The sequence below is a fragment of the Mesorhizobium sp. XAP4 genome (genome assembly GCF_029269325.1).
Classification (GTDB): Bacteria; Pseudomonadota; Alphaproteobacteria; order Rhizobiales; family Rhizobiaceae; genus Mesorhizobium; species Mesorhizobium ciceri.
In genome coordinates this window covers 572711-589628 of the sequence record NZ_JARIXW010000004.1, presented here as the reverse complement: position 1 = coordinate 589628, position 16918 = coordinate 572711, and the positions used below count along the sequence as shown (strand labels likewise).

Sequence of the window (16918 nt, the reverse complement as noted above, 5' to 3'; positions counted from 1 at the left end):
GGTTCGGCAAAGCTGCAGCTTTCTGGCGGGTCAGAAGGACGGCCGTTTCAATCCGGCCGCAAGGTAGGCGGAGGCTAACGTATTGGCCATCAGCATGGCAATGGTCATGGGGCCGACACCGCCGGGCACCGGTGTGATGGCGCTGGCGGCCCTGGCCGCTTCGGCATAGGCGACATCGCCGACGAGGCGGGACTTGCCCTCGCCCTTTTCCGGCGCCGGGATGCGGTTGATGCCGACATCGATGACGGTGGCGCCTGGCTTCACCCAATCACCCCTGATCATCTCCGGCCTGCCGACGGCCGCGACAAGGATATCGGCGGTGCGGGCCAAGGCCGGCAGATCCCTGGTGCGGCTGTGGGCGATGGTGACGGTGCAGTTGGCGGCAAGCAGCAGGTTGGCCATCGGCTTGCCGACGATGTTGGAGCGGCCGACGACGACGGCGTTGAGGCCGGACAGGTCCTTGCCGCGCACCCGCTCGATCAGAAGCATCGAGCCGGCCGGCGTGCAAGGCACGAACGCTGTTTCGAGTTCACCGGTGCCGAGCTTGCCGACATTGATGAAGTGGAAGCCGTCGACATCCTTTTCCGGCGCGATGGTCTGGATGATCTTGCCGGCGTCAATGTGGGCCGGCAGAGGAAGCTGCACGAGGATGCCATTGATGGCCGGATCGGCGTTGAGGTCGCCGATGATCTTCAGCAATGCCTCTTCGGAGGTTTCGGCCGGCAGCGTATGCTGGACGGAATGAAAGCCGCATTCCTTGGCGGTGCGCGACTTGGACGCGACATAGACCTGGCTGGCCGGATCCTCGCCGACGATGACCACGGCAAGACCGGGCTTGGCCTTGCCCTTGGCGACAAGTTCAGCCGTCAGGGTCTTGACCGTCCCCACAACGTCCCCGGCAACGCTCTTGCCATCAATCACTTCAGCCATGGACCACCCTCAACACCAGAATGCCCAAGCGCGTCGCTTCCGGAAGCGACGCGCTTTTCGATCTTTCACAGCGTGGCATCTTCACGAAAAATCCAACATGCAATCCCGCCAAAGCGCCGTCCCATGCCGTTTACGCGAAACCGGCATGTTTTTGTACGGCACCGCGCAGATTTTTGTGGCTCAGAAGTAGCGGCGGCGCGTGCGGCTCTCGGTCAGTTCGCGAACCGCTTCGCGGAATTCGCGCAGGCTGGCGCGGATTTCCTCGATTGGCGCTTGCTGCTCGGCATCCTCCACGGCCCGCGACGGCTCCGCCGATCGCTGATGAGGCTGAGGCGCCTGCTGCTGCGCGACGGGCGGCTGTGGATAAGACTCGGAAGCGGGCTGAGCCGGATCGGACTGCTGCCCGGCATTGGCGGCCGGCATCGATTGCGGATAGGGATAGCCCGGCTGCTGCGCGTAGCCCAATGGCTGCGCGTAGGGATAGAGCTGCGGCCCGGAATATGGCCGCTGCGTCATCATGGGAGGCGGCAGTGGCGGCTGCGCCGTCTGCTGCGGATGGCCGCCGGGCTGGAAAGGTGGTGCCGGGTATGCTGTCGCGACCGCCTGCCGCGGCTCGAAGGCCGGCGCCGGCCGGGGATAGGCGCGGTATTGCGGATCCTGCGTTGGCTCCTCGTTTTCGGCAGAGGCCCATTCGACGGTATCGAACGGCTCCTCCCGGGATGGCCTGCGCGAGACGGACTTGTGCAGCCTCGACAGCAAGGCACCGATCCGGCCGGGACTTTCTGCCGGCGAGACCTCGGCTTGCTGGACAGGCGGTGGCGCGGCCGGCGGTGGTGATGCAGGCGGGGGTGTCGATGGCTGCGGCGCTGGTGGTAATGGCGGCGCCGGCGGCGGCGCTGCCCGATATGCCTTGTCTTCGTAAGGCGTCCGGCGTTCGTCCGCGCCATGGTCGCGACGCGAGCGCGAATTGGCGGTGTCACGCAGGCTCTCATAGGCGCCACGCATGGCTCCGAGGCCAATGCCGGAGGCGAAACCCAGCAACAGGCCGGCGAGCGCGACCACGACCCGCGACGGCCCGTTCGGCTCGAGCGGCGCGAAGGCCTTCGAGATCACATTGATGTTGGCGGTGTTGATGTCCTTCTGCTCGCCGGTCTCCTTGGCGCGCAGCAGGTACTGTTCGTAGACGGAACGCTTGGCGGTCGCCTCGCGCTCCAGTTCGCGCATCGACACGAGGTCGCTGTTGACGTCGCCGCTGCGGACCTTCAGCTGCGCCAGGCGAGAGGCAAGATCCTGTTCGAGTTGGACGGCGCGCTTGAGGTCGACCTGCAGCGACGAGCCGATGCGGCGCAGCTCCGAGGCGATGCGGTCGCGTGCGCCGGCAATCTGGGCATTGATCGCCTGGAGTTCGGGGTGACGCGGCCCGAGCCGGATGGCGGCGCGGTCAGCTTCCTGCTTGAGCGACGCATATTGCGAACGCAGATCGCTCATCGTGTTGGAGTTGATCTCCTCCGGCAAGGTACCGGTGAGAACCGAATTGACGTCGACCGAACGCGCCGAGGCCGCCCGGGCGTTGAGTTCCAGGGTCCGGGCGCGCGCGACCGACAGCTGCTCGTTGAGTTTCAGCATCTCATCGTCGCTGATGAGATGGCCCTGCGCGTCAACGAGATCGTGCGTGGCCCTGAAATCCTCGACCTTGCGCTCGGCTGCCTCGACGCCCTTGCGCAACTCGTCGAGCCTGGCCGTCAGTTCGTCGGTGGCGCGGCCTGCGGTGTCCGACTGTATCTGGCCGAAAGTCTGCAGGAAGACATCCGTCATCGTGTTGGCGATGAGGGCCGATTTCTCGCCATTCTGCGTGGTGGCGCTGACGGTGATGACGAAGGTCTTGCCGCCGCGCTCGACCGAAAGGCTCTCAGCCAGGTTGCCGACAGCAAGCGCGCGGCGACGGCTGTCGTCGACACCCCCCGGCCCATCATTGCGGGACAGGACGGAGCGAATGAGCGACATGACGCTGAGGCCGCCGCCGCCTTGCCCATTGAATTCCGGATCGTTGACCAGATTGAGCTTGTCGACGACCTTGTTGAGAACAGTGCCTGATGTCAGCACCCGAACCTGGTTCTCGACGATGGCCAGCGTGGCGTCGGAAGCGACGACCGACTGGGTGAGATCGCGGTCGGTGAGCTTCAGGTCGCGCGGGTCGACGATCAGTTCGGTGGTGGCCTCATATTTCTTCGGCGTCGACAGCGCAACGGTGATGCCGAGCGCGGCGCCCAGCAGTGTCGTCGTCACGATCAGCAGCTTCGACTTGCCGACACCGCGCACCACCTGCATCGGATCGATCAGCGGCTTCCACTGCTGGCTGTCCGTGCCGTCGTTTCGGGATAACGACGCGTCGCCTGCAGCGTAAGGTTCCGATGTATGATCGGCGCGACGTGCGCCAGCGGTTTCGGCGGCACCGGGCTGTGTCCGTGGCGTGGTTTGCGCGCGGTAAGCTTGCTCATGATCCCCGTCGGCCGCGACCGGATCCCCCGACAGTTTCGGGTTGCGCGCCTCGCGCTGCGAGCGGGCGAGGCGATGACGCGTGGCGGCGTCCTCGCGCCATGACGGGTCTGCCCGGTCGCCGATCGAGACCAGCGACGCGTCGGGTTCGTCGCCACGCACAGCCTGGCCCAGCGCCAGCAATGAGCGCTCGCGCTTCCAGTCTTCGCGGTTTTCCCTGTCGACCATCGTCTGGAACTTTACCCTTGGCGACCTGCGAACGGAGATTGGCCAGTCGTTAAGCCACGCTAAACAGGCATGGAAAACAAAAGGTTAATTTTCCCGCGCCGAAGCGTCGGTTTCTCGTTTCGGTTGCATCTATTTTCGACACAAGCCCAGCCGCCAGAACGGCACGTTAAGTTTTCCGGCCTAGGCTCTCCTTGAGACATGACGCAGGCCAGTGACATACCGCAAAGGCGGCCCCTCGCCCGGATCGGCAGCTTTTTGGCCGAACGACGGGGGCTGCTTCGCGACTATTTCTCAGCGATCAGCGGTGCCGGTGGGCGACTGGTGTTTTCGCTGGCCTATTTCATCGCGCTGGCCAACACGCTGTCGATATCCGAATTCGGCATGTTCGCCACCGCGTCGGCGGCCGGCGTCATGCTGTCGCGCATCCTCGCTTTCGGGTTCATCTCGGCGCTTTACCGCACCGCCACCATCCGCCCCAATCTGATCGGCACCTTTTCCGCCGGCTTCCTGCTGCTCGGCGTGCTGTCGCTGCCGCTGCTGGCCGTGGCCTCGTTCGGCGTCTATCTGCTTTTCTTCGCCGACACCGTGCCGCTGTCGGTGTTTGCCGCAATCGTCTTTGCCGAGGCGCTGTTGTGGCGGCCGGTGGAGGCGGCGCTGATCGTCAACAACGGCCTGGGCAAGTTCGGCCGTGCCGCGCTGCTGGCCATCCTGGCGACCGCGCTGCGGGCGCTCGGCGCGGTGCTGTTCATGTTCTCAGCGCAACACAGCGTCTGGATATGGTCCTGGTTCTATATCGGCGCCAATGCCGCCTCGCTGCTGATCGCCTTCGGCTTCTTCTACCCGCGCCAGAGGCTGCGGCTGCGCGTCGAGCTGTATCTTCGGCGATTGGCCGATTCCATCTATGTGGCCGGCGCCGAAGTGCTGTTCTACCTGCAGATGGAGTTCGACAAGCTGCTGGTGCTGGCGATCGGCGGCCCGCATCTGGCCGGCATCTACGCCATCATCATGCGGCTGGTAGACCTGACGGCGATTCCGATCCGCACCTTCTCGATGATGCTGGTGCAGCGCATGATGCGCGCGCCGGAACTGTTGTCGCGTCTGGCGGTCAAGAGCGGCATCGAAGGCGGTGTGTTCGCGGTTTCGACGCTGGCGCTGCTGACACTTGGCATCGTGCTGCATTTCTTCCCCAATGCACTCGGCAAGAATGTCGCCGAGGCTGCCCCGCTGGTGGTGCTGGCAATCTGCGTGCCGGGATTGCGCAATCTGGTCGAATACCAAGCCGAGCTTTTGTTCGCACGCGGCCAGACGCTGGTGCGGGCGCTCAATCTCGGCCTGCTCGCCGGATTGAAGGCGCTGTTGCTGACCTATGTGCTGACGACCATCCTCGACACGCCGAAGCTGGTGCTGTCGCTCAATGTCGTCTTCCTGCTTCTGTATCTCGCCTCGACGCTGCTCACCTATTCGGCGATGCGCAAGCCGGCAAAGCCCGTCTAGGGCTTTCTCATTTGTGCATGACTTCTGGACAAACGGAAATCGTTTGTCCGAGAAAACCGGTTTCCGCTTTTCGGGATGATCTAATCCAGCCCAATCAGGCGGCGGATGCGGCCGATATCGGTGCCGATGAAGGATTGCATGCCGATCGCCACCTGCTCCGGCGCCATGGCGGCAACGAAGCGGCGGAACTCGTCATCCGAAAGCGCTTCGCCGGTCCAGTGCACGCGGCAGAACTCTTCGGAACCGTGGAAGTGGCCGGCTCCGTCCAGCAGATCGTCGACATAGCGGCCGTAGATCATGCATTCGGAGAATTTGCGCGCCGAACCGACGACCTCGACCCAGTTGCGGCCATGGACCTTCTCGATCTCGCCGCACATGGCCAGCACGGTGTCGCGCCGCCAGGCGATCAGCGTCGAGATGTAGTCATGGATCGACGTCCGGGACGGGTCGATGCCGAGTGCCGATCCCGCATTGCGCGACCAGATGCGATGCTCCTCATGACCTTCGTCCGCCAGCACAGCGTCGCGGCGGAACAGGCGCACCTTGCCGTCGCGCCAGAAGGCGCCGCAGTCGAAAGGTTTCAGGAACGTAACATCGGAATCACAGAAGATGAGCACGTCTTGAGATGCATGCGCCGAGATGGCGATGCGGCGCAACTGCTGCACATGCCAGCCGCGCAGCGGCTGCGTCTTCAGGCTGAGCCAGACGCGCCGGCGAAACAGGCTGAGCGGATCGTCGAAGGCGTGCAGCCAGCGCGGCAGCAATTCCCGCTCGTCGACCACCGTGCGGCGGCCGGTCTCCAATTGGCGAAACAGACTGACATCGCGATGCTCGACCAGGATGTAATGGTGCGCCGCGCCAGAAACGTGGCGATCAAGTGTCTCGCACAGCAGGCGACAGCGCTCGAAATCGGGCGCATAGCTTGCCGTCACGATGGCCGCCGTCGGTGTCTGCCGGAGCGGGCTTGGCTCGACAGCGGCACCTGGCACGAACCTGCTGTTCATTTGGTATCTCCCGCGGCTTCGGGCGCAAGCGAGAATTTCTGCCTGACGACGCGCAGCAGGAACAGCGGGTTGCCGACCACATAGCGGCGCCACAGGCGGCCCGGCTCGACAGCCAACCGGAACAGCCATTCGAGCCGCAGCCGGCGCATCCACAAGGGCGCGCGGGGCACCGCGCCGCTCAGGAAATCAAGCAACGCGCCGACGGCGATCGGCAGCGTGCAATGGCGCGCGTCGATATGGCGTTCGATCCACAATTCCTGGCGCGGCACGCCCATGGCCACGAGCAGCACGTCGGGCCGAAGCGCGGCAATCCGGTCGACGATTTCCTGCTCCTGCGAAGGGGGGAAATAGCCGTCATGGATCACCACGAACCGGTGCTGCACGGCCAGTGCCGCCAGCTTGACCGACGCCGCTTCTGCGTTGACGCGCGTCGCGCCGAGCAGCCCGACGGTCAGCGGCGTCGTCGAGGCCTGCAGGAAGGCCGGGACGAAATCGGTACCATTGAGATTGTCGGGAAACGGCGCCCCGTAGAGGAGCCTCGCCGCCAGATCGATGCCGATGCCGTCGGGCAGGATGAGGAAATCATCGAGTGCTTCGGCGAACACCGGGTCGGTATAGGCGATGTTGGCATTGTGGGCGTTGAGGAAACTGACCTTGGTGAAGCGCCGCTCGGCAATCAGCCGGTTCAGCAGGGCGATGGCATCGTTCCAGCGGACCGCAACCACCGGGATGCCAAGGATCGTCTTCAGCGTGTCGAGCCCGAACGCGGCGCGGGCGGAATGCATGTTCATGCAAACGCCTCCTGCCTGAGAGGTGCGAGCTTTTCGAGGCCGAGCCGGATGGCAGCGTCGAGCGCCTTGACCTGCGAGCCCCGGAACGCGCTGCCGTCAACGTCGCGGATGTCGGCCGCCGCAGCCTCGAGCGCCCTGGCGAAGGCAACGGGATCGTCGGTGACGACGCAATTGGAAGGACGGTGGTCGATGCCGCGCAACGAACGGCTGGTGGCGACCGAAGGCAGGCCGAGCTCGAAGGTTTCGATGGTCTTCAACTGGACACCGCTGCCGGCGGTGCTGATCAGCGGGATGACGGCACCACCGCGCACGAAAGCTTGCGCGTCGGGCACGCGGCCGACAAATTCGACACCCGGGTGCTTCGACGCGACGCCCGAAGGCATGTGGCCCGCAATGCGGATGCGGAAATCGGGCCGCAGATGCGGCACGACCTTGCCCAGGAACCAGTCGAGGCCGATGCGGTTCGGCTGCCAGGTCCAGGTGCCGATCAGGGCGGCGTCGCAGTCGATGCGGCGCGGGCTTTTCAGGGTTGGCGCCTGGGCACCGGTCACCAGCGGCAGCACCGCCGAGCGGTTGTCGGAGGCGACACCGAGCGCGGCGCGGTCTTCCTCGGCCAGGGTGAAGACGAAGCGCGCCCGGCGGCAGAGACGCTCTTCCATAGTCTTGAGCAGCCTCGCCTCGCGGCGAAACAGCAGGCGCTGGAAGAGGCTGCCGGCGGCAGCGGCATTCTCCCGCGCCGAAAGATGCTCGACATTGTGGGCAACGAAGATCGAAGGCCGCTCAGCGAACAGCTTTTCGAAGGCGCCAGCGAACTGCACGGAATTCAAGACATAGCCGTCAAACGGTCCGGCACGCTCAATGGCAGCGAGAACATCGCTGTCGGACACGGCGCGCAGCTTGACCGACGCGAAGGTGAGGCCCGAAAGCAGCGCCTTGCCGACCCAGGCCAGCTTTTGCCGCGCGGAGGCATTGTCCGTGCGCACGTCGATCGCACCCAGCACCACGGTGTTTTCGGGGTCGGCCGCGGGCTTCCCCGGCCAGGTGAAGCCGATGACGGTGACGCGCGCGCCAGCGCGCCGCAAGGCAGCGATGATCGCAGCGTTGGCGATCTCGTAGCCCGAGGCGAGAGCGCCGTCGGGCACGATCGATGTGGCGAACAGCAGATGCATCTTACCTATCCAGTGGTGTAGCCGGTAGCAAAGTGCGGTGAACCCTTGATTAAGCCTGCACATTCGACGGCCGAAAGCCGCTGCCTGGCGGGCTTCTCCGTACAAGGTGATTAACGAAACCTTATCAACCGTGGTGCTACCAGAGCCCAACTCACCATGTGGCTGGACACGGATGATCCCTTTGCCATCGGACGGTTCGGTATCGGTCGCGGGACGCACGCCGCGGCTTGACGTCGAGGCCGTCGAAGCCGTCGTCACCTTGCCGACCTTCAAGCGTCCGGAGCAGGTGCTGGAAACGCTGGCGTCGCTGCGCGCGCAGCAAACCGGCAGGCGCTTTGCCGTGATCGTCATGGAGAACGAAGCCGAGGCGCGGGCCGGCGCCAAGGCGGTGCTGCCGCTGTTCGAGCGGGGCGAAATGCCGGGCCTGGTGATCATCGCGCATGAGCGCGGCAATTGCAGCGCCTACAATGCCGGCTGGCAGACAGCCATCCTGCAATTCCCGAACTTCAGGCATCTGCTGGTCATCGACGACGACGAGATCGCCGATCCGCAGTGGCTGGAACGGATGTGCCTGGCTGCCGAAACGCTCGGCGCCGACATTGTCGGCGGCCCGCAGGTGCCCGTGTTTGCCGACCCCGCCCATGCGCGATGGGCAGACCATCCGGTGTTCGCGCCGCCTTACCGGGAAACCGGACGCGTGCCGGCGCTCTATTCGTCGGGCAATCTTCTGGTCGGGCGCAACGTGCTGATCGCCATGGGTCCGCCCTTTCTCGATCTCAGATTCAATTTCATGGGCGGCGGCGATTCCGACTTTCTCAGCCGGTCGGTGCAAAAGGGCTTTGTGCTGGGCTGGTGCGCCGAGGCCAAGGTGCTGGAAACCGTTCCGGCGCGGCGTATCGAAGCCGACTGGATCCGCGCCCGCAGCCTGCGCAACGGCGTCATCTCGACACTGGTCGAAAAGAAGAAGCGCGCCGGCACGCCAATGGCCGGCGCCAAAGTGTTGCTGAAGAGCCTGGCACTGCTTGCCGCCTCGCCGTTTCGCGGCATGATCCGGCTGGCGCGGACCCGATCGCCGGCGATCGCCATCTACCCCGTCCATGTGGCGCTGGGCCGCGTGCTGGCCGAATTCGGATATGCCAATGAGCAGTACCGCCAGCCTGAGAAAAACTGAGCGCGCGCCGCTCGGCGACGCGTTCACGCGCGAAGGCGTGGCCACCGCCATTGCCGCGCTGCTGTTCACCGTCATCATGGTGTCGTTCCGGCCGTTCCAGCCGGGCGGCGCCGAACTCACCGGTCAAGGCGGCGACATCGTCAACCAGCTTGGCTTCGGTTCGCTCGGCGCCATGTCGATCTTCTCGCTGATGGCCTTTGCCGATCCGCGCGTGGTGCGCTCGCTGCTGAGCCCATCCTGGGTGTTGATGCTGGGCTTCTTTTTCCTCTCGGTGATCCTGTCGACCGATCCGCCTTCGGCGATGCGCGCCGCCTCCTTCACCCTGATCGGCATCCTGACGATGGCGACGATCCTAGTGCTGCCGCGCGACGCCGAAGCCTTCTCGAAGGTGATCATCTTCACCGCCGTCGTGGTCATGGGCCTTTCCTATCTCGGCCTCATCGTCTTTCCGCACGAGGCGATGCACACAGCCGACTCGCAGGAGCCCGAACATGCCGGACTGTGGCGCGGCGTGTTCACCCACAAGAACATTGCCGGGCCGGTCATGGCCTGCCTCAGCTTCGCAGGCCTCTATCTCTACCGGCGCGGGCAGCGCTACTGGGGCGCCGGGATCTTCTTCGCGGCGATGATCTTCATGCTGCACACCGGCTCCAAGACGACAGCCGGCCTGGTGCCGTTCTCGATCCTGATCGTCATGTTCCCGAGCCTGATAGGCATGCGGCTCGGCACGCCGATCCTGTTTGCGCTGGCCATCATCGCCACGGCTGTCGGCACGCTGGGCATCGTCTTCCTGCCGCCTGTAAAACATCTGGCGGCGATCTATTTCCCCGGCATGACCTATACCGGCCGCACGACGCTGTGGGAGTTCGCCGGCAGCATGCTGGCGAAGAAGCCATGGACCGGCTACGGCTATGAGAGCTTCTGGGGCACGCCGCTCTTGCTCAACCAGGACCAGCCCTTCGACCGGCCCTGGGACATCAGGACCATCGTGCACGGCCATGACGGCTATCTCGACATCGCCGTGCTGATGGGCATTCCGGCACTATGCGTGGCGGTCTACACCTTCCTCATCGCGCCGCTGCGCGACTACATGCGCATTCCGTTGCGCAGGGAAAACATCTTTCTCGGCGACTTCTTCATGATGGTGGTGCTGTTCACGGCGCTTAACGCTTTCCTCGAAAGCTTCTTCTTCCATCGCGGCGACCCGGTCTGGCTGTTCTTCGTGCTCGGCGTGCTCGGCCTCAGGCAAGTGTCGCTGCGGCCAATCGCGGTGCGCGATCCCGATCGTGGCTCGCGATCCTGATGGGGCTTCCCCAGGGAAGCGCCAGCGTCTATGTGAAGGCCTTCCTCTGGAGGGCTTTCGATGACGATCAGGCTTGTTCTCGCCGGCTGCGGCAATATGGGCTACGCCATGCTCTCGGGCTGGCTGAAATCCGGCAAGCTCGCGCCGTCGGCGGTTTTCGTGGTCGAGCCCAATGCCGATCTGCGCAATCGCGCGGCAACGCTGGGCTGCGCGACATCAGCCGATGCCGGTAGCATACCGGCCGATGCCCTGCCCGATCTCGTCGTCATCGCGGTGAAGCCGCAGGTGATCCGCGACGTCACGGCCGCCTACAAGCGCTTCGGCGACGGCCGCACCACCTTCGTCAGCATCGCCGCCGGCACGCCTGCCGCCACCTTCGAGGAAATCCTCGGCAACCGCGCGCCGATCGTGCGCTGCATGCCCAACACGCCCGCGGCGATCGGCAAGGGCATGATGGTGGTGTTCTCCAACAAGCTCGTGTCCGATGACACCAAGCGTTTCGTCGCCGACCTTTTGTCGGCGAGCGGCGAAGTGGCCACCATCGACGATGAGGGCCTGATGGATGCGGTGACCGCCGTGTCCGGATCGGGGCCGGCCTATATCTTCCATTTCATCGAAGCGCTGACGGTTGCCGCCGAGAAGGCCGGTCTGCCGACGGCGACCGCCAAGCTGCTCGCCATGCAGACCGTCTATGGCGCCGCCTCGCTCGCCGCCGAAAGCGGCGAGGAACCGGGCGTGCTGCGCCAGCAGGTCACCAGCCCCAACGGCACGACGGCCGCGGCGCTGGCCGTTCTGATGGGCGAGGACCGGCTGACCAATCTGCTGACGCAAGCGGTGGAGGCTGCGCGGCTGCGGTCGGTCGAACTGGGGAGATAAATCCTCAGCTTGTCCCGTACAGCATCTCATCCTGCAGCCGGCGCAAGGCGAACAGCCTCGTCGTCTGGTCGGGCGACGCATTATCCGCCGTCAGCAATTCGCCTTTCGTGACCGGTTTCAGCACCTTGCCGCCCTCGAGCAGGCCGACCGGAACGGCGCGCTGGGCGCGGGCTTCGCCGACGGTCATCGTCCAGGAGCGGTAACAAGTCTCGCCGATCGCATCGAAGGTCTCGCCGGGGGCAAGGTCGCGCTTGGCAACGGCGCAGACTTCGGCCACGGGCCGCGGCAACGGCACCATGTCGGGCTTGCCGAAAAGCACGATGCGGGCTGCGGTCAGCGGCACTTCCAGCGATGTCAGATGATAAGGCCGGAACAGGCTGTAATAGGGGCCGTGCCCGATATGTAGATCGTCCATGCGCTCGATGATGCGCGGATGCGTCGCCTCGACGATGACGAAGACGCCGGGCGCGACGCCCTTGCCGACCGTGTAGTCGACGACGCCTTTCTTCGTGAGCAGACCGCCATCCTCGCGCGGGATGAGCACCTTGGCGAGGTCGTCGCGATCGGCCTTGGGGCCGTGCATGCCGGGGACGTCCGGCACCAGCCCGGTGGCGTTGGCGATGGCGCACATCTCGACCATGGTCTTGGAGCCGTCGACGAACTCGACCAGCATGCGCGGGTTCATGTTGCGGCGGATCGCTTCGGCGCGATAGTCGTCCGGCACGGCATCGTGGTTGAGCGGGTTGTTCTTGCCCTTGCCGGCCGACACGATGGTCAGCCCGAGCGCCGACGCAAACTCGATCAGTTCCATGCAGCTCGACGGCTCGTCGCCCGCACCCACCGAATAGACGACGCCAAGCTGGTCGGCCTGCTGCTTGAGATAGCAGCCGATGGTGACGTCGGCCTCGACGTTCATCATCACCAGATGCTTGCCGTGCTCCATCGCCATGAGGTCGAAATCGGCGGCGACGCCCGGCTTGCCGGTGGCGTCGATGACGACGTCGATCAGCGGATTGGTGACCAGCATCTCGTTGGATGTGACGGCGATCTTGCCACTTTCGATGGCGCCGGTGACTTTCGACGCGGTGTCGGCTTCGACCGCCATGGCTTCGTCGCCATAGGCGATACGGATAGCGTCGCGCGCGGTGTGCGGGCGGCGCGTCGAGACGGCGCAGACCGAAATGCCCGGCATCAGCATGCCCTGCGTGACCAGATCGGTGCCCATTTCGCCCGAGCCGATGACACCGATGCGCACCGGGCGGTTCTCGGCGGCACGCTTGGCGAGATCACGGGCAAGCCCGGTCAGGGCGACGTTGGTCATGCAGGAAATGTCCACAGCTTCGTGATTTGGGGTCGGATAGCAGGGAATGGGTCCTATTTGCCAACGAAACCCGGGCGCGACCGGCAATTTCCCACGAAATCGTCTCGGAAGGCACGTCCGCCGGGGCTCGATTCGCCGAAGCCCAACCAATTGACATTGCAGCGGACAACCCCAATAAAACATTCGTTTGTCAACAAAGGCAAATGTTCACCGACGCGACAGTCGGGAAGCATTCGCCTCTGGGCAAATTGGGGAGTGTCTTTGCGCCACGGCGTCAAAGGCTGGATGGAGCATCATTGCGAGGCGTCGAGCGAAGGCTCGCGGCTTCAGGGGAGGAAAAATGGATACTGTTCTCGCGGGCCTAAAAGGGGCCATCGATACGCTTGGCCCGACGATCCTGCTGCCAATTGTCATTTTCGTCATCGCCGTGGTTCTGGGCGCCAAGGTCAGCAAGGCTTTTCGCGCCGCCGTCACCATCGGCGTCGCCTTCATCGGCATCAATCTGGTGCTTGGCCTCATGTTCACGTCGATTGGCGACGTCGCCAAGGCCATCGTCACCAACACCGGCATCCATCGCGACATCATCGATGTCGGCTGGCCCTCCGCGGCCGCGATCGCCTTCGGCTCATCGGTCGGCCTTTGGGTCATTCCGGTCGGCATCCTCGTCAACATCGTGCTGTTGCTGACACGCATGACGCGCACGCTCAATGTCGACGTCTGGAATTTCTGGCACTTCGCCTTTGTCGGCTCGCTGGTCGTCGCCGCAACCGACAATCTGGCCTATGGCATCGCGGTCGCAGCACTTGTCGCAGCACTCTCGCTGCTGTTCGCCGACTGGTCGGCGCGCGCGGTACAGCAGTTCTATGGGGTACCCGGCATTTCCGTGCCGCATCTCGCCTCGGCGCAGATCCTGCCGATCGCCATTGTGCTCAACTGGATCATGGACCGCATTCCCGGGATCAACCGCATCAACATCAACACCGATACGATCGAGCGCAGGTTCGGCGTGTTCGGCGAACCTGTCGTGATGGGCCTCATTATCGGCCTCGTGCTTGGTGCGATCGCCTTCTACAATGCGGGTGATCTCAGCGTGGTGCTGGCCAAGGTTCTGGGCACCGGCATGACGCTGGCCGCGGTCATGCTGCTGCTGCCGCGCATGGTCAAGATCCTGATGGAAGGCCTGCTGCCGGTTTCCGACGCAGCCCAGGCATTCGTGCGCAAGCGCACGGGCGATCGCGAGCTTCTTGTTGGCCTCGATTCCGCGATCCTGATCGGCCATCCGGCCGCGATCTCGTCGTCGCTGATCCTGGTGCCGATCGCGATCATCCTGTCCATCATCCTGCCGGGCAACCGCGTCATCCTGTTCGCCGACCTTGCGGTCATTCCCTTCATCGTCGCCATGACCGCGCCGCTGGTCAAAGGCAACGTGTTCCGCATGGTGGTGATCGGCACGGTGACGCTGGCCATCGGCTTCTACGTCGCCAACGCGCTGGCGCCGCTGTTCACAAGTGCTGCCGTCGCATCGGGCTTCAAGCTGCCGGCGGATGCGCTGCAGATCACCTCGGTGGTCGACGGCTTCCTGTGGGTGCCTTACGTGGTCATCGAGGCGATCCAGGGGCTTGGACTTGTCGGCATCATCGTGATCGCGGTGGTCATCGCGGCATTGTTTGTCCTCTACCGCCGCAATCCGCTCGGCTGGGAGCGGGCCGCGGGCGCCGAGGACGAGCCGGCCGAAGAGACGGCCTGAACCTGATAGGGTCCACCCTTCAAACCGATCGTGCGCCCTCCTCGGGGCGCACGATTTCATCGACGGAGCCCGATCGTGCGCCCTCCTCGGGGCGCACGATTTCATCGACGGAGCAAAGAATGTCCGACGGCCTCATGCAGCTTCTGGATCCCGACGCGATCGTGCTCGGATCCGATGCCTCGACCAATGAGGAGATCATCCGCATCCTGGCGGGCCGGCTGGAGACACTTGGCTATGTCAAAAGCTCCTATGCCGACGCGGTCGTGCGCCGCGAATTGACCATCCCGACAGGACTGCCGCTGGAACGCTCCGACAATGTCGCGGTGCCGCACACCGATCCGGAGCATGTGCTGAAGCCTGGCATCGCGATGGGCACATTGAAGCAACCAGTGATCTTCGCCAACATGGAGGATCCCGACGAGATGCTGCCGGTCGGCTTCGTCTTCCTGCTTGCCATCAACGACAAGGACAAGCAGATTGAGGCGCTGCAGGCCGTCATGGCCACCATCCAGAACCCGCAAGCCTTGGATGATTTGAGGTCGGCCAGAACCCTCGAAGACGTGCGAGCCGTACTCGGCTGATAACCAAGGAGAGAAGCAGAGATGTCCAGACAGAAAACCATTCTCTTCGCCTGCGGCACGGGCATCGCCACCTCGACCGCGGTCAACGTCGCCGTCACCGAGGAAATGAAGAAACGTGGCCTCACCTTCAATGCCCAGCAGGCAAAGGCCACCGAAGTGCCCGGACTGGCCGACACTGTCGACTTCATCGTCGCAACCACCCCGATCTCCGCTTCGGTGACCAAGCCGGTCATCAAGGGCCTCGCCTTCCTCACCGGCATCGGCAAGGACAAAGTGCTCGACGAGATCGAGGCGCAATTGCGCAAGTGACGGTCCAGACGCCACGCGCGGGCTGACGCGGCTTCACACCACCCTGACGTAGCTCGTCATGCCCGATTTCTGGTGTTCGATGATGTGGCAGTGCAGCAGCCAGTCGCCGGGATTGTCGACGACGAAGCCGAGCTGAACCTTCTCGTTGGGCTGGATGAGATAGGTGTCGGAAATCACGGGCTGAACCTGGCGCGTCGAGGACGACAGCACCTTGAAGCTCATGCCGTGCAGATGCATCGGATGGGATTGCGGCGTCAGGTTCTCCATGTCGATGACGTAGCTTTGGCCAAGCTTCAGTTCGGCCAGAGGCGCGGTCGGATCCTTGGTGTCGCCGGGCCACGGCACTTTGTTGATGGCCCAGAAACTGTAGCCCAGCGAGCCGCAGATGCCATCGCTCGGGACATTTTCCGCCGTGGCGCTGAGCGCCAGGGAAATATGCCTGGCACTGGCGAGATCCACTTCCGCCACCGGATTGAGTTCCAGGGGAGCAACATCGCGAATGTCCCGTTTGAGGGAGTTTCCTGTCGCGCGCAGGGTTGCCAGGATTTTTGGCTTGGTGCCTCTGACGTCCCTCAAGCTGACGATCGCGCCTTCCTCGTCGGGCATGCGTATGGCCAGCTCCATGCGCTGGCCGGGTCCAAGCAGCAAGGCATCGGGCGAAAAACGCTCAGGCACCGGATTGCCGTCGAGCGCCATGACACTCGCCTGCGCACCGTCGACGCGAAAAGCGTAGATGCGCGTCACGTCGGTGATGGCGACCCTGAGCCGCACCAGCCCTCCGGCCGGCGTGTCATATTGCGGCTGGTCGAGCCAGTTTGCGGTGCGCACCGTGCCGTAAGTGCCGGTTCTCGCGGCATCGCGCGGCCGGAACTGGTCGATGAACTGACCGTCGTCGCCGAGGCGCCAGTCGCGCAAATTGAGGACGATTTCGGCATCGAATTTCGGATCGTTGGGATTCTCGACCACGATCACGCCGGTCAGGCCATGGCCCATCTGCTCCAGCGTGTTGCAATGCGGGTGGTACCAGAAGGTGCCGGCATCGGGCGGCGTGAAGGCGTAGTCGAAATGATCGCCGGTGTAGACGTAGGGCTGGACCAGGAACGGCACGCCGTCCATCTTGTTTGGAACGCGAATACCGTGCCAGTGGATCGTCGTCGGATCGTCGATCGCGTTGACAAGGCGTGCAGCGAAGGGCTGGCCTTTTTTCATTCTGAGCACGGGCGGCATTCCGGCGTTGCCATAGGTCAGCACATCCCTGGTCTGGCCGATATCCATCAGCTTCGCCTGGATCTTTGCCGTCTGCAAAACCACCGGCTCAGGCGTGGCAGCGGCCCAGCCACCAAGCCGGCCCATGGCCGAAAGCCCGACCCCGCCTGCGCCGGCAATCGCTGCCGTTTTCAAAAGCCGGCGTCGGGTGAGTACGGTCATTTGACGCTCCAGCTGCAAAGACGGCTGCCCTGGGTTTATCGCAGCCTTGGATCGTAAGCGAGCATCCTGT

At 64.2% G+C, this 16918-nt stretch carries 14 protein-coding genes; 7 read left to right on the top strand and 7 right to left on the bottom strand.

The genetic code is table 11. The features are described 5' to 3' along the window. Positions 1-30: 30 nt before the first annotated feature. Both folD and P3C39_RS20320 read right to left on the bottom strand, forming a co-directional pair. Positions 31-930: a bifunctional methylenetetrahydrofolate dehydrogenase/methenyltetrahydrofolate cyclohydrolase FolD gene (folD, locus tag P3C39_RS20325; RefSeq protein ID WP_013530231.1), complete on the bottom strand. Its 900-nt coding sequence runs from the start codon at positions 928-930 to the stop codon at positions 31-33. Positions 931-1110: 180 nt separating this feature from the next. Beyond that, a complete protein-coding gene (locus P3C39_RS20320) occupies positions 1111-3654 on the bottom strand; it encodes a Wzz/FepE/Etk N-terminal domain-containing protein (RefSeq protein WP_275953976.1) in 2544 nt (847 codons plus the stop codon). 198 nt (positions 3655-3852) lie between these two features. On the opposite strand from P3C39_RS20320, the gene P3C39_RS20315 reads away from it, so the two are divergent. Next, positions 3853-5148 carry a lipopolysaccharide biosynthesis protein gene (locus tag P3C39_RS20315; RefSeq protein WP_063172832.1) on the top strand — a complete coding sequence of 432 codons (1296 nt, stop codon included), beginning with the start codon at positions 3853-3855 and terminating at the stop codon, positions 5146-5148. Positions 5149-5228: 80 nt separating this feature from the next. Here the strand turns inward: P3C39_RS20315 and P3C39_RS20310 are convergent, their stop codons facing one another. From P3C39_RS20310 to P3C39_RS20300, 3 genes are read right to left on the bottom strand one after another with little or no spacing between them, the layout of a single operon-like run. After that, positions 5229-6152, bottom strand: a complete 924-nt coding sequence (locus tag P3C39_RS20310; protein ID WP_063172833.1) for a DUF6492 family protein — start codon at positions 6150-6152, stop codon at positions 5229-5231. Further along, the gene (locus tag P3C39_RS20305; RefSeq protein WP_063170060.1) at positions 6149-6943 is read right to left on the bottom strand and encodes a WecB/TagA/CpsF family glycosyltransferase; all 795 of its coding nucleotides are present in this window, start codon (positions 6941-6943) and stop codon (positions 6149-6151) included. Before P3C39_RS20305 ends, P3C39_RS20310 begins: the two co-directional genes overlap by 4 nt. After that, positions 6940-8112: a glycosyltransferase family 4 protein gene (locus P3C39_RS20300; protein ID WP_275953977.1), complete on the bottom strand. Its 1173-nt coding sequence runs from the start codon at positions 8110-8112 to the stop codon at positions 6940-6942. The genes P3C39_RS20305 and P3C39_RS20300 overlap by 4 nt, the downstream gene beginning before the upstream one ends. Positions 8113-8284: 172 nt before the next feature. On the opposite strand from P3C39_RS20300, the gene P3C39_RS20295 reads away from it, so the two are divergent. Genes P3C39_RS20295 through proC form a run of 3 tightly spaced genes read left to right on the top strand, consistent with a single transcriptional unit; the run spans position 8285 to position 11462 of the window. Continuing rightward, entirely contained in the window at positions 8285-9283 is a 999-nt protein-coding gene (locus P3C39_RS20295; protein WP_027162295.1) for a glycosyltransferase, read from the top strand. After that, positions 9252-10586, top strand: coding sequence for an O-antigen ligase (locus tag P3C39_RS20290; protein ID WP_027162296.1), 1335 nt, complete (start codon positions 9252-9254; stop codon positions 10584-10586). The genes P3C39_RS20295 and P3C39_RS20290 overlap by 32 nt, the downstream gene beginning before the upstream one ends. A gap of 60 nt (positions 10587-10646) precedes the next feature. Continuing rightward, positions 10647-11462, top strand: a complete 816-nt coding sequence (gene proC / locus P3C39_RS20285; protein ID WP_275953978.1) for a pyrroline-5-carboxylate reductase — start codon at positions 10647-10649, stop codon at positions 11460-11462. 4 nt (positions 11463-11466) lie between these two features. Here proC and P3C39_RS20280 read toward each other — a convergent pair whose 3' ends face one another. After that, positions 11467-12783, bottom strand: coding sequence for an NAD(P)H-dependent oxidoreductase (locus P3C39_RS20280; protein WP_275953979.1), 1317 nt, complete (start codon positions 12781-12783; stop codon positions 11467-11469). Positions 12784-13123: 340 nt separating this feature from the next. On the opposite strand from P3C39_RS20280, the gene P3C39_RS20275 reads away from it, so the two are divergent. The 3 genes from P3C39_RS20275 to P3C39_RS20265 all read left to right on the top strand — a co-directional run bounded on the left by P3C39_RS20275 (position 13124) and on the right by P3C39_RS20265 (position 15420). Continuing rightward, positions 13124-14530, top strand: coding sequence for a PTS sugar transporter subunit IIC (locus tag P3C39_RS20275; protein WP_013530221.1), 1407 nt, complete (start codon positions 13124-13126; stop codon positions 14528-14530). Positions 14531-14649: 119 nt separating this feature from the next. After that, positions 14650-15111 (top strand): PTS sugar transporter subunit IIA, encoded by a 462-nt coding sequence (locus P3C39_RS20270; protein WP_013530220.1) that lies wholly within the window; start codon positions 14650-14652, stop codon positions 15109-15111. A gap of 21 nt (positions 15112-15132) precedes the next feature. After that, the gene (locus tag P3C39_RS20265; protein ID WP_013530219.1) at positions 15133-15420 is read left to right on the top strand and encodes a PTS sugar transporter subunit IIB; all 288 of its coding nucleotides are present in this window, start codon (positions 15133-15135) and stop codon (positions 15418-15420) included. A gap of 33 nt (positions 15421-15453) precedes the next feature. Here the strand turns inward: P3C39_RS20265 and P3C39_RS20260 are convergent, their stop codons facing one another. Next, entirely contained in the window at positions 15454-16848 is a 1395-nt protein-coding gene (locus tag P3C39_RS20260; protein ID WP_275953980.1) for a multicopper oxidase family protein, read from the bottom strand. Positions 16849-16918: the final 70 nt, after the last annotated feature.

Excerpts from the sequence above, each read along its gene's own strand:
- P3C39_RS20310 (WP_063172833.1), bottom strand. The coding sequence starts at position 6,152 with ATGAACAGCAGGTTCGTGCCAGGTGCCGCTGTCGAGCCAAGCCCGCTC.
- P3C39_RS20300 (WP_275953977.1), bottom strand. The coding sequence starts at position 8,112 with ATGCATCTGCTGTTCGCCACATCGATCGTGCCCGACGGCGCTCTCGCC.
- P3C39_RS20320 (WP_275953976.1), bottom strand. The coding sequence starts at position 3,654 with ATGGTCGACAGGGAAAACCGCGAAGACTGGAAGCGCGAGCGCTCATTG.
- P3C39_RS20290 (WP_027162296.1), top strand. The coding sequence starts at position 9,252 with ATGAGCAGTACCGCCAGCCTGAGAAAAACTGAGCGCGCGCCGCTCGGC.
- P3C39_RS20295 (WP_027162295.1), top strand. The coding sequence starts at position 8,285 with ATGATCCCTTTGCCATCGGACGGTTCGGTATCGGTCGCGGGACGCACG.
- folD (WP_013530231.1), bottom strand. The coding sequence starts at position 930 with ATGGCTGAAGTGATTGATGGCAAGAGCGTTGCCGGGGACGTTGTGGGG.
- P3C39_RS20275 (WP_013530221.1), top strand. The coding sequence starts at position 13,124 with ATGGATACTGTTCTCGCGGGCCTAAAAGGGGCCATCGATACGCTTGGC.
- P3C39_RS20305 (WP_063170060.1), bottom strand. The coding sequence starts at position 6,943 with ATGAACATGCATTCCGCCCGCGCCGCGTTCGGGCTCGACACGCTGAAG.
- proC (WP_275953978.1), top strand. The coding sequence starts at position 10,647 with ATGACGATCAGGCTTGTTCTCGCCGGCTGCGGCAATATGGGCTACGCC.
- P3C39_RS20280 (WP_275953979.1), bottom strand. The coding sequence starts at position 12,783 with ATGACCAACGTCGCCCTGACCGGGCTTGCCCGTGATCTCGCCAAGCGT.
- P3C39_RS20315 (WP_063172832.1), top strand. The coding sequence starts at position 3,853 with ATGACGCAGGCCAGTGACATACCGCAAAGGCGGCCCCTCGCCCGGATC.
- P3C39_RS20270 (WP_013530220.1), top strand. The coding sequence starts at position 14,650 with ATGTCCGACGGCCTCATGCAGCTTCTGGATCCCGACGCGATCGTGCTC.
- P3C39_RS20260 (WP_275953980.1), bottom strand. The coding sequence starts at position 16,848 with ATGACCGTACTCACCCGACGCCGGCTTTTGAAAACGGCAGCGATTGCC.
- P3C39_RS20265 (WP_013530219.1), top strand. The coding sequence starts at position 15,133 with ATGTCCAGACAGAAAACCATTCTCTTCGCCTGCGGCACGGGCATCGCC.